Below are 16,260 nucleotides of genomic sequence, written 5' to 3'. Positions count from 1 at the left end.
AGACTGCCTCTAAAAACTCAATTCCTTTGTTTCTTAAGGAATTGGAGAACTATGATATAAAAGTTCAATAATTCATCTGTAATATTTATTTTAAATAATTGAAAGGTAGAAGATACATAATTATTTCTTCTACCTTTCAATTATTTAAAAAATAGCTTGGGCAAGTAGCTGTGGAGAACCTGCCAAAGTACTTTTACCTGATATAATTTGCATTAGCATATATACTCATCTCCAATTGAGATTGATTTTATTATATATGATGCATTATAATAAATAAAATATATAATTTCATTTATTATAATCAAAAAATTATATTACAAGTACAGTTCAAATGCATGAGTTAATAAAATGGATACTGTAAAAGCTGTCTAAAATTGAACAAAATGAAGGATAAATTAAAGACACCTTTAAAGGGAAAAAGATGAAAAACACTCTGTTAGTTTATCAGCCGCTATATAATTTATAATAGAAGATAACGGTGGCGACATTGAAGAAAATATAGTAAAAGATCTGTTAAGTAATAAATCTACTACATATTATTAAAACTGCAGTTGAATATATGAAGAAAAACTACAGTAAAGATATAAGCCTCGAAACCGTTACAAAAAGCATATTTATTACTCCTGGTTATCTGAGCTTATTATTTAAGCAAGAAACGCTAATAGATAATGCAGGATTTCATACTTGCCCTAAAATGCGATAATATGCTAAGGAACATAAAGATAAATTGATTATAATTAATCTTCTTACTTATTCACCTAATCTTAATCCACAAGAAAACTTATGGAACTTGCTAAAAAACTCTCTTTTCACTACTAAGGCAAGAGCATCTGTCAAAGAACTTTTTGATGATATTTGCACTATATATGACAAACTTAATGGAGATACTTCAATTAAACATTCGGTTACATGTGCCAGAAATTACTACGGATAAGTTAAGCTTAGGCCGTGGGTATCTATATAGGGTTCTATTACAACTTAAATTTTGATATTTCAATCATTAAACCATCTCCAATTTTCGCCAATCCTTCTGACAATACTGCAATTTCATTCATTGATACAGTCTGCTGCTATAGTTTGTACTTGACTGGAGACATCCTTATTTATATCATCAACTGTATTCATAGATGTTACCACCTGTTGGCTACCTTTAGCAATATTCTCCGAAGCAATTGCAGATATTGCCCCAACAATCTGTCCAATTTTACTTGACCTAACTCCAAAAACCTTTATGACATTGTCAAGTTTAGTGACCGTATTTTCAATGTTCTTCATCTGTTTTCTGGTTATATCAATTTCTCTTCCTCCTTCATTTGTTGCTTTAAGTATCTTTTCAACAACCTTTGAAGTATCAGCAGTATTTGCAACAACCTGTTCAGTATTCTCTTACATTTCTTGAATTATATCTGATGCGCAAATTACTGTCTTAACCTGATCTTCTATTCTATTTGCAATTGTACTTACTGCATTTGACGTTTCTTCGGTACCTTTCGAAGACTCTTCAACATTTGCATTAAGCTCCTGGGAAGAAGAGGCTATATGCTCAGAAGCTTCAAATACTTTTTTAATTAATTCGCATAAATGCTTACGCATTTCAATAATGGAATGACCTAATTTAGCTATTTCATCATCATACACTTTTAAACCCGTTGAAGCCTTTAGAGTTTCTTCACTCAAATCACCTTATACAATTTTATCTACATAAGCTGCTATATTTTTCTCTATCTTTTGACTTATCGGACTCAAATTTTTATTATATAGTGAATAAGCCTCAACATTCCTATTTGCCTTTGTTAAGTTCATCATTACGATTATTATCTGTAGTAACCATCAATTCAAACAGATTTCTATTTGAAACATTATAGTTCGCTTGGGCTTCCTTTAAGTATTTAATCGCCAGTAATTTACTATGATACGTATCACTTAGTTAACTGGCTTGTTTATAATTTCTTTTCCATAAGATAAAACTTACCCTTTCTCCAATTTGCTTCTCCTACCTTGATGTATCCTTGTTTATAATACATTTTTAAAGCAAATGGATTTAGCGAAAAAGCATCAAGTCGTATTGTTTCTACTCCTGCGCTTTTCAATTTCTCTTCAATATGATTTAATGTTAATGCTCCTATACCTTGATTTTGGAATTTAGGATTTACACACATTCTATGAATTACACTATATATTGCATTAGGATATTCCCAATTCCCATTAATATATTGTTCATCGCAATCACTGTTCAAAACATACACACAAACAATCTCACTATCAATCTTACCAATATAAAGCTGTTTCTTTTTGATATCGTTTTGAAGGATATATTTATCTGGATACACTTCATCCCATTGTGGAATATTATGTTTATTCATTTCTTCAATTGCAGCCGAAAATATACTAAATATTTCTTGTAGATCTTTTTCTTCTGCAACATTAAATTTTATTTTCTTCAATTGTTTTCCCCCTTTACAAGTTACTTTGTCTAGTAGAAGCATTATTAGTTGTTCTTTTTTATATCTAATCATAGCATTATATTACAATTTAATCCATAGTTTCATAATTTTTAATAGAGCCTTCAGTCTATATCCAATATGCATTATATTTTACTTAACTGCCTGTTTAATGGCAGCATTATAAAATCTTTGTTTATTATTATGTTTAAGTAGCATTTGTTATAGAAAAAATGCCTGCAGCACCATCTACAGGCATTAATAGGTATATTCTATTTTTTTAAACTTGCACCATTTGTAGCTATAACTTCTTTATACCAATTGAAGCTCTTTTTCTTATATCTTTCTAAAGTTCCACTTCCATCATCATGTCTATCTACATATATGAAGCCATATCTCTTTTTAAGCTCAGCTGTTGATGCACTTACTAAATCTATGCATCCCCAGGTAGTATATCCCATAAGATCCACACCATCTTCAATTGCCTCTGCTACTTGAACTAAATGATCATTTAAGTAATTAATTCTATAGTCATCATTAACAGTCTTATTACCATTTTCATCAGTTATCAATTCGTCCACAGCACCTAGGCCATTTTCAACAATAAATAGTGGTTTTTGATATCTATCATAGAATACATTAAGAATGTATCTTAATCCTTCCGGATCTATCTGCCATCCCCAGTCTGATGCTTCTAAATATGGATTTGAAACTCCACCAATAAGATTTCCTCTACCTTTTACACCTTTTTCAGGATCTGCAGTTGCGCAAGCACTCATATAGTAACTAAAGGAAATAAAATCTACTGTATGCTTTAATATTTCTTTATCACCAGGTTCCATTTTTATTTCTATGTTGTTTTCCTTAAAAAATCTATTCATATATCTTGGATATTCGCCTCTTGCATGAACATCTCCAAAGAAAAGATTTTGTCTATCTTGTTCCATAGCCTTAAGTACATCACTTGGCTTTGATGTTAATGGGTAGTTTGGTACACCAAGAATCATACATCCAATTTTAAATTCTGGGTTTGTTTCATGACCTATTTTTACTGCGAGTGAACTGGCAACTAACTCATGATGCATAGCTTGATATAAATCCTGCTTACTTAAATTTTCTTTTGGTGTCCAGATTCCAGCACTCATATAAGGTTCATGAGTTGCTGAGTTTATTTCATTAAAAGTTAGCCAGTATTTTACCTTATCTTTATATCTTGTAAATATAGTTCTTACATAGTTTTCAAAGAAGCCTATAAGCTTTCTGTTTACCCATCCATCATAGTTCTTAGCAAGAGCCAGTGGAGTTTCATAGTGTGAAATTGTAACTAAAGGCTCAATTCCATACTTAGCTAGTTCATCAAATACATTATCATAAAATTGTAATCCCTTTTCATTTGGCTCTTTATCATCACCATTTGGGAATATTCTTGACCAGGCAATGGATAATCTAAAAACCTTAAAGCCCATTTCTGCAAACAACTTAATGTCTTCTTTATATCTATGGTAAAAATCAATACCAATAAGCTTCATATTATCTTCAGTTGGCTCAGCGGTTACTGGTCCCATTATTCCTTTTGGAGCTATGTCTTGTGTTGATAATCCCTTGCCATCTTCATTATAAGCGCCCTCAAACTGGTTTGCAGCAGTAGCTCCGCCCCATAAGAAATTTTCTGGAAATTTTATCATTTATATCTCTCCTCTTTAACTAAGTCACTAAATACTCTACAGATGTTTTAAACTATAGTCAATAAAGCTTCTCCTTCTTTAACAACCTTTATATCCTTGGCTAAAACATCTAAATAATTAGCACTATTTGTAATTATAACTGGTGTAACAATCTGATATCCCTCAGCTATGATAGCATCTTTATCAAATTCTACTAGCAAGTCACCTTTTTTAATAATATCGCCATCTTTAACATGAGCAGTAAAATGTTTACCCTCTAACTTAACTGTATCTATTCCAATATGAATTAATATTTCAGCGCCATCTTCTGAAAGAATCCCTATAGCATGCTTTGTTTTAAATATCATTTGTATTTTACCATCAACTGGAGAAACTATTCTTCCCTCTGATGGCATAACTGCAATTCCTTTACCCATAATTTCCTTTGCAAAAGTTTCATCACTAACTTGTTCTAAGGGAATTACTTCACCAGTAGTTGGGCTGGAAATACTGATTTTGTTTACTAAAGGTTCCTGAGCCACTACTGCTTCTTTTTCTCTAACTTCCGATGCTTTCTTCTTATCATCAAAGCCTAAAGTTATAGTAAGAAGAGCTGAACATCCAAATGCAACTGCCATAGAAATTATGTGAATTATAATTGGTGAAAAGGCTGGAATGGTTACTACACTTGGGAATGCAAATACTAGTTGTTTAACTCCAAAGAATCCATTAATTGCTCCACCAACAGCCCCTGAAATAATTACATATGGAATAGTACGTCTATATCTTAGTAATAATCCATAAATAATTGGTTCTGTTACTCCTGACAATATTCCTGGTAATAAGGTAGAACCTGAAAGTGTCTTAAGCTTTTTATCTTTGGTTCTTAAGAAAACTCCAAAAGCTAAACCCATTTGAGCAAAAGGTGCTGCTGCTGCCATAGCTATAATAGGATCTCCACCTTTTGCGAGGTTTGCTAATATAATAGGTACAAGCCCCCAATGAAGGCCAAGAACTGTTAGGAAAGTCCATGCTGCTCCCATTACAGCCCCCGTTAATATGCCACTCTTTCCACTTAAAAACGCTACTCCAGCTCCTATTGCATTACCAACATAAACTCCGATTGGTCCAAAAACCATTGCTGTTACAGGTACCATAATCATTAAAGATAACATAGGAACTAAAAACATCTGTACATCTTTATGAATAACTTTCTTTAAAAATCTTTCAAGAACTGCAAATATACTAATAGCTATAAAAATCGGAAAAACAGAAGCTGAATAATCCATTAGTACTACCGGTAACCCAATGAAAGTTGTTGTTTTTCCTGCTATTAAACCAGTAAAATTAGGTTCTAAGAGTGCTGCACCTATGGCACCTCCTACATACGGATTAGCACCTAATTTATTAGAAATAGTAATACCAAGCAAAATTGGTAGGAAATAAAACACTGCATTTCCTGCTGCTGATAAAATGAGATAAGTTCCACTCTTTGGTGATAAAAGATGAAGCATAGTAAGCACTGCTAACACTGCTTTTAACATACCTGACCCAGCAAGTGCTCCAAGTAATGGATGAAAACTTCCTGAAATTACTTCAAAAATTCTTGAAGTAAGATTTCCCTTCTGACTATTTTCTGAATCAAAACCCCCTCCAAAATTACCCATTTTATTTATTTCTTTATAAACATAAGGAACCTCATTGCCAATAACTACTTGGAACTGTCCTCCACTTTCAACTATACTTAATACACCATCAACCTTTTCAAGTTCAGCTTTCTTTGCCTTCTTATTGTCTTTCAATTTAAATCTTAATCTAGTAGCGCAATGCGTAAGACTTGCCACATTTTGAGTTCCTCCAACTAGTTTAATAATTTCACTTGCTAAGCTATTGTAATTCATTTTTTTCACTCCTTATATTTCTTTTTATTAAAATAAAAAGGCCTAAATTATTAACCAAATACCTCAACAACAAAAATTACACCTTTTAGTAATATACTAAAAGTTAATAACTTTTATAAATGAAGCCTTTAGAAAATAATCTAGGTCTTGCCTGCTTACCAGTCACAATCCTTAATTATTTACAAAATTTAATCTTATTTATTTGAATCTCGACTAGTTACTCTTTGAATATGAATAATTAAATATGTCATTTCCTCGTAAGTCAAATTGAAATTAAAGTTCTTATATACATACATTTTTATTTTTTCAGCACAATTATATGGTTCTGGATACTTTTTCTTTACCATTAGATATAATTCTTTATCGTCACTTTTAGATAGCTTATCATCTAACATTCTTTGTGCAAAAAACTTTAAATGTGTTACTAATCTATGATAGTTTAAAGATTCTTCATCAAAATCAATCTTAAAATGATACTTTATTATATTTAATATCTCTTGAATTATATTTGTAATATTTACAACACTGGGCATATCTATATTCAATTGTCCATTTACAATATGGAGTGCAATAGAAGCTGCCTCATCTTGTAGCAAATCCACTTGAAGCTTTTCTTTTATTATATCTAAAGCTTTAAGTCCAATTGCATATTCCTGCTTATAAAAGCGTTTTATCTCCCAACTCATAGGATTTTTAAGCTCTAATCCTTGTTTATATCTAGAAATAGCAAAACTTATATGATCTGTCAGTGTTAAATAAATATTTTCATTTAATTTTTTATCTAGTTTTTCTTCTGCATAGTTTATTATCTCTTCACAGATTTCTACATATTTTATTGGAATTTCACTGATGAGCTTCTTTAATTTTTCAGATATCTCTTTATTCTCTAAAGTAAATATCCTTTCAACTTTTTCCTCTTCAAGCTCATCTCCGGTTCTTTTTTTGAAAGCTAAACCTAGACCCATTACTACTATTTCTTGATTATTTTCATTGATAACAGTAACAGCATTGTTATTTAACACCTTTTTAATCTTCATTTTACCACCATCTTAAAATATTTACATTTTCAGTAATAGTGACTACTTTTTAATTATCGATAATTACTTAGTTTAAGTTTTTGATAAATAAAAAACCTAAACTAATATCAAACACCTATAAATCAACAACAAGTGTTTCATATTAATCTAGGTCTTGCCTGCCTACCAGTCACAATCCTAATAAATATTATTCAATTTCTATGACAATAGAATATCATGTTAATGTAAATGTTGTCAAGAAAAATTTCTATCTTATTTTTTATATTGATAAGTCGATCCATCTTGAGGTAGGAGGTGACGCCTAAATAGAAATTAATTTCTATTTTGAAGCGCCCCTCTATTACCTTTAACTTATTCTGAAATAATCTAATAATTAAGTTTTTTCTAAGTAGCTCTAAATTTATTGCTACATTTGTTTATCCGGTGCATCTGCTTGAATAAATGTTAATTGTCCACCTGGATATACTCCATTATTTGTAACCTTGTAGTCGTCATGATTATGCATTGGATAAAATTGTGGGAAGAACTGATCATTTGGATCTCCATGAGGCTGACTACAAATTTCTATATAATTTATTAATTTTGGATTAGGACAGTGTACTGGTTCTTCTGGAATATTAGATATTGCAGAAGGATTAATATTCTGTATTTCTCTAAGCTGTTTACAAAGAGATGGGAATCCATCCTGCCCCCTAACAATATAGTTTCTATACAATCCTCTTTTATCATCTGCAGCAATAATTAAATCATAAGTTTCTCCTGATCCAATAGTTGCAGTAAATCCCATCTCTGTTAGTTGATGATCAAGGTGTTTTCGATCTTCACCGAGTTTTAAAAACGGACTTAAGTGTGAATCCTTTCCTACCACCATAAAGTGCCAACCATGAATATGCCATGGAACCACTTGATATCCCATATTGATCATTCGAAGCAGGAACATTTCATTGGTTTTAACATGAACATAGGAATCATAGTTAATTTGCACAAGATTTGGATCACTGTCACCACTTAAAGGATGCGGACAAAGAGTATCTGGAAAAGCTCTTCCATTGACTAGCCAAAAATCCGGTTTAAAATTTACCGCATTAAAGGGAATATTCTTAAGAACGCTTTCGTGCCACGATGAATCAATATCAGATAAAAGCATTACGTATTCTTTATCAAAATAACTATGAATATTGTTATAAGCAAAATTTCGATTTGTAGCAGTTTTAGGAATATGCTTTTGTACTTTACCATTCAATTTCCAATATCCAGATGTAGAAGATTTAGTAATCCCATTTACAGCCAAACTTTTCATAGATGGATAAATAACTAATGCTCCATACATTCCCATTTGAACATGTTCGGAAGCCTCTACATGGCAATGATACATTAATGTTCCAGGATTTTCTGGATGAAAGAAATAGGTGGCTTTAGGTGGTGGAGTAATTGGAGTAGTTTCTTCCCACATAGGAACACCAAAAGAAGTCTCTGGAAAGCCATCTATCTGTGTTGCAACATGAGCTCCATGCATGTGAACAGTATGAAAATCCATTAAGTCTGGACGATATTTCATACCAATATTAATAAGTGTAACATATATTTGATCACCTACTTCGCCCCAAAGCATAGGAGAAGGAATAGTTGCCGTACCTTTCTTACTTAAAATCATATTCCAATTTTTCGGATTTTTATAATCTAAATATTTATTTTCTTCTATTTTTACGCCATCCACCTCTAAAAGGCCGCCAGAAAACCCAAAGATATAGACTTCTTTTCTATTTTCTGTACATACTTCTCCATCTAATGGCAATTTAATAAATCCATCTGTTGCTAATAAAACATAATGTCTAGTACTCATTTTCTCATCCCCTTATTTTATTTTGTTATTTTCATTTGTTTACTTTATTATATGGGGATAAGAATGGAATGTTATAATAATACTTGTGATTCGCAAAGATAAATGCTTAGAACCTAATAACGCTGAAGTTGAAATTATAAATTTTACTCTTCATAACAAATAACAGGAGTTCCATCTTCTATATTGTCAAAAATCGCTTTAGCTAAGTATAATGGGGCATTTACGCATCCATGTGTTCCAATTCTTTTATATATATCTCCGCCAAAAGAACTCATCCAACTTGCATCATGTATTCCTATATTTCCATTAAAGGGCATAAAGTAAGTTACCTTAGCTTCATAAGTTGGCCCTCTTAAAACTGCATCTCCTTGTTTATAATTAAGCATATAGATCCCAACAGGTGTAGCATTTCCTCTATAGGGATTGCCTGTAACTATTGGACCTTGAGCTATAAGTTTCCCATTTTTGTAAAACCACAAATTTTGTCTTGTTATGTTAATTTCTACATAAGTATTGCCTATGTCATCTTTATCTCTACATACAGCTTTTTGAGTATATATTGGTTCTTTTTGAAGCACTTCACCACGTTTTATATTTTTTAATAATGCTAGTGTTTCACTAACACAATTAATTTTCCATCCATAAAATCCGCCCTTAACTTCTACTATTTTGCCTATAGATGCTTTAATATTTCTTGGTACTCCAACTGTATCATATTTTTTGCTCAATCCCTGTATATATTCTAAAACTGCATTTTCATTTATTACTACTTCTAAATTCTCATCAACGTTAAGCCATCCGTTTATTTTATTTTCATCTACTATTTCGTTTTTACTTCCAAATATATAGGTAATTTTTGTTGATACATACTTATTTAACAAACTCCTAGTTTTAGGAATTTTATCAGAACTTAGAGTGTATTTGGGATTTTCGTAACAAAGTTTTTCGTCTAAATCTAATCTTGTTTCTCCTTCTAATATGCTCGTTTTTATAGCTTCATTTAGTTTATCTTTATTAACCTTATTTCCATATACTTCTTTAATAACCTCATATGAGCCATTTAAGTATCTAAAACTTACATTTTGAGGTTCTATAATATCTTTATTTAAACAATTTAATTCATTTACTCTATTTCCCATATTATCTTTGTTGTAAACAAACAGATCATTTACATAATATTTTTGAGTCTTTAATAATGAAATACCCCATTTAAATGGATTATTACTATTGTAGATTTTAGAAATACTACTTTTCTCGTTATATTGAAGCTCTATATCTTGTCCTGCTATTTCTTCTACTTTTCCATCTCTTTCAACTAACTGCAGCTTATAGTCTTTAATATATCCTCTAATTATACCCTCCGCTTCACTATGTGCTTTTAATGAGACATCTGCTCCGTTTATTACTGTATTAAAAAAGAAATGCTTAGTAAAGTATACTGAAATAAGTAAATATAATAATAAAATTGAAATTACTAAAATAATTATATTTCCTTTATCCTTACTTTTGAAAAACTTTTCTATATTAATATCTTTCATAACCAGTTATACCTTTCATCAAAAATACTTTTATCATAAATATAATGATTACTTTAAACTATGTTTGTATTTTTGATTTTAAAACTAATATTATAGATATTAATCTTAAATTTTTTATTATATTTATTTCTGTACCAATTGAAAAACTTCACTAACAGAAATTTCAATTTTATTATCCCACCTAATGAAGTTACCATCGGTGGTTACTTTACTAAAAAACTCCTTATTTTTATAGATTGTCCAAATTCATTTGATCAAGTTTTGGGATGGAGTGAGGTAAGTACATTTGATAAAAACAAAGATAACTTTACGACAATCATAAACAGCTTCAAAGAAGTTTCAAATAAATAAGAAAACCCTCCAAAAAATAATTAGATAAATAATGAAAGCATCCTTCCTTATATCAATATTCAAGGAAGAATGCTTTTATTAACTTGGCTAACGAAGCATGCAGTTCACATAATCTAAAGCTATATTTTATAAATCATTCCATAATTTCTTTCCACCTCTTCAACTTCAAGTGGTCTACTGAAATAATATCCTTGAATAGCGTCACATTTTCCAACTATAAGTCTTCTAACTTGTTCATATTCTTCAATACCTTCTGCAATAACCTTCATATTTAAGCTATGAGCTAAAGCAATTAAACTATCCATAACTGCAATATTTTCTAGTTCAAGGAATTTAATACTTAATGTTCTATCTAGCTTGATTGTATCTATAGGTAAAAATGTCAAATAGCTTAAGGAAGAGTAGCCAGTTCCAAAATCATCGATCGCTATTTTGATTCCATAAGACCTTAATTCTTTCAAAAATTCTATTGCTACTTCTTTATTTTCTAAGAAAGTAGTCTCCGTAATCTCGATAACTATAAGTCCCGTACTTATGCTATTTGATTTTAATAAATCCAATAGATACGATTTATAAGAATAATCAAGTATTTGCATTGCCGAGAAATTTATGGCTATAGGTTTAAGTCCAAATCCCATTTGCTGCCACTTATGCATCTGTTCTATAACCATTTTCGTTACAATTCTTCCTATAGTAACAATTGTGCCATCTTCTTCTGAAACGGCTATAAACTCCCCTGGCGATATTTCCTTATGATCCTTCAATCTGACAAGTGCTTCATAACCTATGATTTCACCAGACTTTATATCCACTTGCGGCTGATATACCATCTTAAATCCATTATTTTCAATTGCTTTCCTTAAAATATTCTTTGTATCCAATTTAAATTTTAGATGCTTCAACATCTCATTATTAAAAAAAGCAAAATTATTTTTTCCACTATTTTTTATAGAATACAAGGCCAAATCTGCATTCATAATCAACTGATCTATATTCATGCTATCCCTCGGGAAAAGAGAAATTCCAATACTAAACTCAATTTCTACTTCATTTTGATCGATAAGAAACCTCTTGTTAGACAATACCAATAATTGTTTAATGAATTTGATAATTTCATTTACATCATTTTCTCCTTCATAAAGCAATAAAAACTCATCTCCACCAAACCTTGAGACAAATATCTTGAAATTTGATATTTCCTCTAATTTTCCAGAAATATATTGAAGTACCTTATCTCCAAAAAGGTGTCCAAGAGTATCATTTATACTTTTAAAATTATCTAAATCTAGTAGAATAACAGCACCTGCTCTGTTATTAGCCAACACATCACTTAATTTTTCATAAAATTTACGACGATTGGGCAAATTGGTTAAGGAATCATGCTCTGCTATAAAGCGTATATATTCATTTTGTGAATCTATCTCCTCTAATTGGACTATTAATTCCTCTTTAGAAGCTTCTAGCAACTCATTCTTATGAGATATTTCTGAATTATAAAATCTAATCTGTTCAATCGAATTGTGTACTTTTTGCAATAAACCATTGATGGAACTTGCTATCCCAACAAATGGGCTATCTTCTGATAATTCAAGCTGATAAAGTGAACTTTCTTCTATGTTAATATTTTGGATTTCTTTGTCCATAACTTCTATTTTACTTTTTAACTCAACAAAATTCTCTTGCATAGTATTAAGGGATCTCGAAATTTCTCCAATCTCATCATTATAGTTAGTATAAATTTCGAAGTTCCTATTTTTATACATGTCAAAATTAAAGGTCGCCATTTTATTAATAGCCTGAGTAATCTTAAAAATCGGCCTTGTGATATGGTTAGAAATCAGGGATATCACTACGAGCATTACCAAAAACATTATTAAATAAATAACTATCAATAGGCTCGTCAGTACCTTCGACTGCTTTAACACTTCACTTTTATCTATAACTGATACATATTTCCATCCACTATAAGGAGAAAAATATACATTGAAAACCTTGTCCGAAGCATTAATCTTTCCTTCAAAAGACTTTCCGTTATAGTTGTCAATAGAACTAAGAACATTCAGTTTTAAATCCTCCACTGAATGAAGTATCCAAGCTTTATTTAATGGACTGTTTATAAAAACATTATTAGAGCTTAGGATGTTAATGTATCCTGATTCACCATATTTAATGCCATTTATATCTTTCATGAGATCATCTAGTTTTATTGTTAAACTTATTACACCTATTTTTTTACCTTTTAAGATCACACTTCTGCTAAAACTTATAACCATATCCTTAGACATTTTTGTAATATAAGGTTCTGATATAACAGTATCCTTTTTATTAATTGCATTGATATACCATTCCCTTGTCCGTGGGTCATACGATCCCTCAGGCTTAAAAGCTGGATACTCAACATAACTCCCTTGTTCTGTGCCAAAAGAAATCATATTTATAATGCTGTGACTATCTTTAATTGTACGAAAATAATCCATTATCTCCTTTTCACTTTTTGAAGTATTAAATTTGAAAGTGGATGCATTATAATCAATATAAGAATTCACAGTAAAATCGACATTTATTACACGTTCATCCATGGCAATCATAGATACCAAGTTACTCATATTTTTTAGAATTGCTTCGTCAACATGGGTAGCTGTTTGGCGAAGCGATAAATTAGTATTTTCAATATAGTTATTGTATAGCCATTCTTCCGTTTTATTTTTTACATATAGGCAGCCAATTAAATAAGGTATCAAGCAACCTATAATAATACTTATAATTAGCTTATTCCTTATAGAGAATTTTTCAAACATTCAACAACCAGCTCACTTTCAATCAATTTAAGATTATTTTTACTTTCTGCAATACTAAATAAATTTGTCTTACTATAATTGATTATTGATCTAGCCTCTAAATTGTATCATTACTATTATAAAGAATGTTGGCATTATATCTCTTCTCTATATAATTTTATATTTCTGCAAAAGTATACGTTTACCTGCTATTATTTCAAATAATCTAAAAGACAGAAGCTCAAAATTTTATAATACATCAAATACTTAGCTCTAAACTTACTTTCTACAATATTATAAGTTAATTCTTATAAAAAGACTAATTTTTTACCTATTTCTATAAAGTTTAATATTAAAATAAAAAAGGGGATTATCTCATCCCCCACTTTAATTATACCATAACCAAAAAATAATTTACAGACTGTTCTTTAGTCTATTTTGCCGGTATACTTAAAAAGAATTTTATGACCCATTTATCCATAATGAGGAGGCATATGTATATGAACATTAACGACTTTGAATGGAAGATAGAAAATGAATGGCTTGAGCTTGTTCTTAAGGAAGCTCAAAGGCAACTGGAGGAAAAGCTTGATTATAAGGACAGATTTAAAAAGGATGCTCTTGAAACTCAAAAAGAAATGTGGGAGGAACTTGGTTCTGTATCCGTGATCAATGGACTTGAGCAGGTTGTAAGCTTTATGGGCTTCATCGACAGAATGAAATATCAAAAGAGGAACCATGAAATTACAAGAAGGCTTCAGGAAAAATACGCGAGAATGCTTCAGTCACCCTACTTTGGAAGAATTGATTTTTTTGAAAAGGGAGAGGAAAAGGCGGAAAAATATTATATTGGCACATCAAATCTTATAAATGAAGATTATGATTTTCTAATATATGACTGGAGAGCTCCATCCTCAAGCATGTTTTATGACTATGAAATAGGAAAAGCAGCCTTTAAATGCGTTGAAGGAACTATTGAAGGAGATCTGACCTTAAAGAGACAGTACAAAATCAGCAAGGGCAAAATGGAGTACATGTTTGATAGCAATCTTAAGATAGACGACGAAATACTTCAGGAAATCCTAGGTAAAACCACCGACAGCAAGATGAAAACTATAGTAACTACTATTCAAAGAGAGCAGAATAAGGTTATCCGTAATGAAGAATCCAAGAACCTTATTGTTCAGGGTCCTGCAGGCAGCGGAAAAACCTCCATTGCCCTTCACAGAATAGCATATCTTTTATATAAGCATCGCGAAAAAATAACGCCTCAAAATATAGTAATATTTTCACCTAATCAGATTTTTAATGATTATATATCAACCGTACTGCCTCAGCTCGGAGAGGACAATATGCTCCAGACTACCTTTAAAGAATATATGCATAAAGCCTTAGGAGATAGATTTATTAAGGAAGATTACTCTAACATGATGGAATTTATCCTTACCTCAAAACAGTTTTGGAACTACGAAATAAGAATCAGAAACATAAAATACAAATCCTCACTTGAATTTATAGAAGTATTAAAGAGGCACGCTGAGAGTATTGAAAAAGCAGGCAGAAGCTTTAAGGATATAGTTTTCGGGGATAAATTAATAGTGTCCTCCAAGGATCTTGAAGAACTGTATTACAAGGATTATATAAATCTTCCTCTTAAAAGAAGACTTGATAAGATAAGAGAAAGAATTTTATTTTTACTGGATCCTTATAAAAAAGAACGTATAAATGAAATTTATGAGGAATTATGGAATACAGGTTCTTTTATAGATGAGAAGGAAGTTAACGAAAAAGCAGCTGCTAGCGCTTGTGAAGAAACTAAACATATATATAAGGAAATCAGCAGAGTTACAGATTTTGATTTGCTTGATATTTATAAGAAGCTCTTTGAAAACCTAGCGCCTAAAATAAAAAACTATACTCTGAAAAATCTTGACTCTAAATTGCTTAACTATGAAGACCAGGTGCCGATGCTTTATTTAAAGGGAGTCTTTGGAGACCTTCCTAAAACCACAGATATTAAATATGTAGTAATCGATGAGGCTCAGGACTATACACCACTGCAGTATGAAATTTTCTATCAGCTCTTTAGGCACGCTAATATAACAATGCTGGGAGATTTAAATCAATCTATAAATCCATTTATGAATGTTGGTGATTACAGCAACATAGCTCATATATTCCCTCAAGATAATACCTGTATAATTAATCTTACAAAGAGCTACAGATCCACAATGGAGATTACTGAGTTTTCAAGAAAACTTTTAAACCATAAGGTTAATGACGAATATGTAGAAAGAAGTGGAGATAAGCCGACAGTTCTCGGACTTTTCGATGAAAATTCTATTAATGAAAGAATTATAAAAGATATAGAAATGTACAAGGCAAAAGGTTATAAATCTATTGGAATAATAACAAGAACCATAAAGGAAGCAGATAGGGTGTACAGTTTTTTAAAGAATAAAACAGAAGTCAAAGCTCTAACTAAAGATGATGATGAGTATATAAACGGCTCTTTAGTTATCCCAGCCTATCTTGCAAAAGGTTTGGAATTTGATATAGTTATTATTTATAATGCAGGTAATGAAAATTACAGCTCTGAAGAAGAGAGGCTGTTGTTCTATACTGCCTGCACAAGAGCGCTTCATAAATTGAATATATATTATGCGGGAAAGCTGACACCGTTGCTGGAGGAAATATTTTAGAATAAC

Annotated in this window: 10 protein-coding genes; 1 reads left to right on the top strand and 9 read right to left on the bottom strand. The window is 30.9% G+C overall.

Features of this window, described 5'->3' with window-relative positions; genetic code table 11:
* Positions 1-1,047: 1,047 nt before the first annotated feature.
* The 9 genes from I6U48_RS23580 to I6U48_RS23540 form a co-directional block, all read right to left on the bottom strand.
* Positions 1,048-1,275, bottom strand: coding sequence for a hypothetical protein (locus I6U48_RS23580; protein ID WP_218322928.1), 228 nt, complete (start codon positions 1,273-1,275; stop codon positions 1,048-1,050).
* Positions 1,276-1,386: 111 nt separating this feature from the next.
* Positions 1,387-1,677 carry a hypothetical protein gene (locus I6U48_RS23575; protein WP_218322927.1) on the bottom strand — a complete coding sequence of 97 codons (291 nt, stop codon included), beginning with the start codon at positions 1,675-1,677 and terminating at the stop codon, positions 1,387-1,389.
* Positions 1,678-1,940: 263 nt separating this feature from the next.
* The gene (locus I6U48_RS23570) at positions 1,941-2,444 is read right to left on the bottom strand and encodes a GNAT family N-acetyltransferase (RefSeq protein ID WP_218322926.1); all 504 of its coding nucleotides are present in this window, start codon (positions 2,442-2,444) and stop codon (positions 1,941-1,943) included.
* A gap of 269 nt (positions 2,445-2,713) precedes the next feature.
* Positions 2,714-4,126: a glycoside hydrolase family 1 protein gene (locus tag I6U48_RS23565; protein WP_218322925.1), complete on the bottom strand. Its 1,413-nt coding sequence runs from the start codon at positions 4,124-4,126 to the stop codon at positions 2,714-2,716.
* A 47-nt stretch (positions 4,127-4,173) separates the two neighbouring features.
* Positions 4,174-6,006, bottom strand: a complete 1,833-nt coding sequence (locus I6U48_RS23560) for a beta-glucoside-specific PTS transporter subunit IIABC (RefSeq protein WP_218322924.1) — start codon at positions 6,004-6,006, stop codon at positions 4,174-4,176.
* A gap of 194 nt (positions 6,007-6,200) precedes the next feature.
* Complete coding sequence (licT, locus tag I6U48_RS23555; protein WP_218322923.1) at positions 6,201-7,043, bottom strand: BglG family transcription antiterminator LicT; 843 nt, start codon at positions 7,041-7,043, stop codon at positions 6,201-6,203.
* Between the two features lie 406 nt (positions 7,044-7,449).
* Positions 7,450-8,886, bottom strand: coding sequence for a multicopper oxidase domain-containing protein (locus tag I6U48_RS23550; protein ID WP_218322922.1), 1,437 nt, complete (start codon positions 8,884-8,886; stop codon positions 7,450-7,452).
* A 143-nt stretch (positions 8,887-9,029) separates the two neighbouring features.
* Complete coding sequence (locus I6U48_RS23545) at positions 9,030-10,424, bottom strand: L,D-transpeptidase family protein (RefSeq protein ID WP_218322921.1); 1,395 nt, start codon at positions 10,422-10,424, stop codon at positions 9,030-9,032.
* Between the two features lie 470 nt (positions 10,425-10,894).
* Positions 10,895-13,573, bottom strand: coding sequence for an EAL domain-containing protein (locus tag I6U48_RS23540; RefSeq protein ID WP_218322920.1), 2,679 nt, complete (start codon positions 13,571-13,573; stop codon positions 10,895-10,897).
* A gap of 479 nt (positions 13,574-14,052) precedes the next feature.
* Here I6U48_RS23540 and helD point away from each other — a divergent pair, with 479 nt between their 5' ends.
* Entirely contained in the window at positions 14,053-16,254 is a 2,202-nt protein-coding gene (gene helD, locus I6U48_RS23535; protein WP_218322919.1) for an RNA polymerase recycling motor HelD, read from the top strand.
* Positions 16,255-16,260: the final 6 nt, after the last annotated feature.

It is taken from the genome of Clostridium thailandense, from assembly GCF_019207025.1.
Lineage (GTDB): Bacteria > Bacillota > Clostridia > Clostridiales > Clostridiaceae > Clostridium_AM > Clostridium_AM thailandense.
This window is presented reverse-complemented; position numbering and strand designations above follow the sequence as displayed.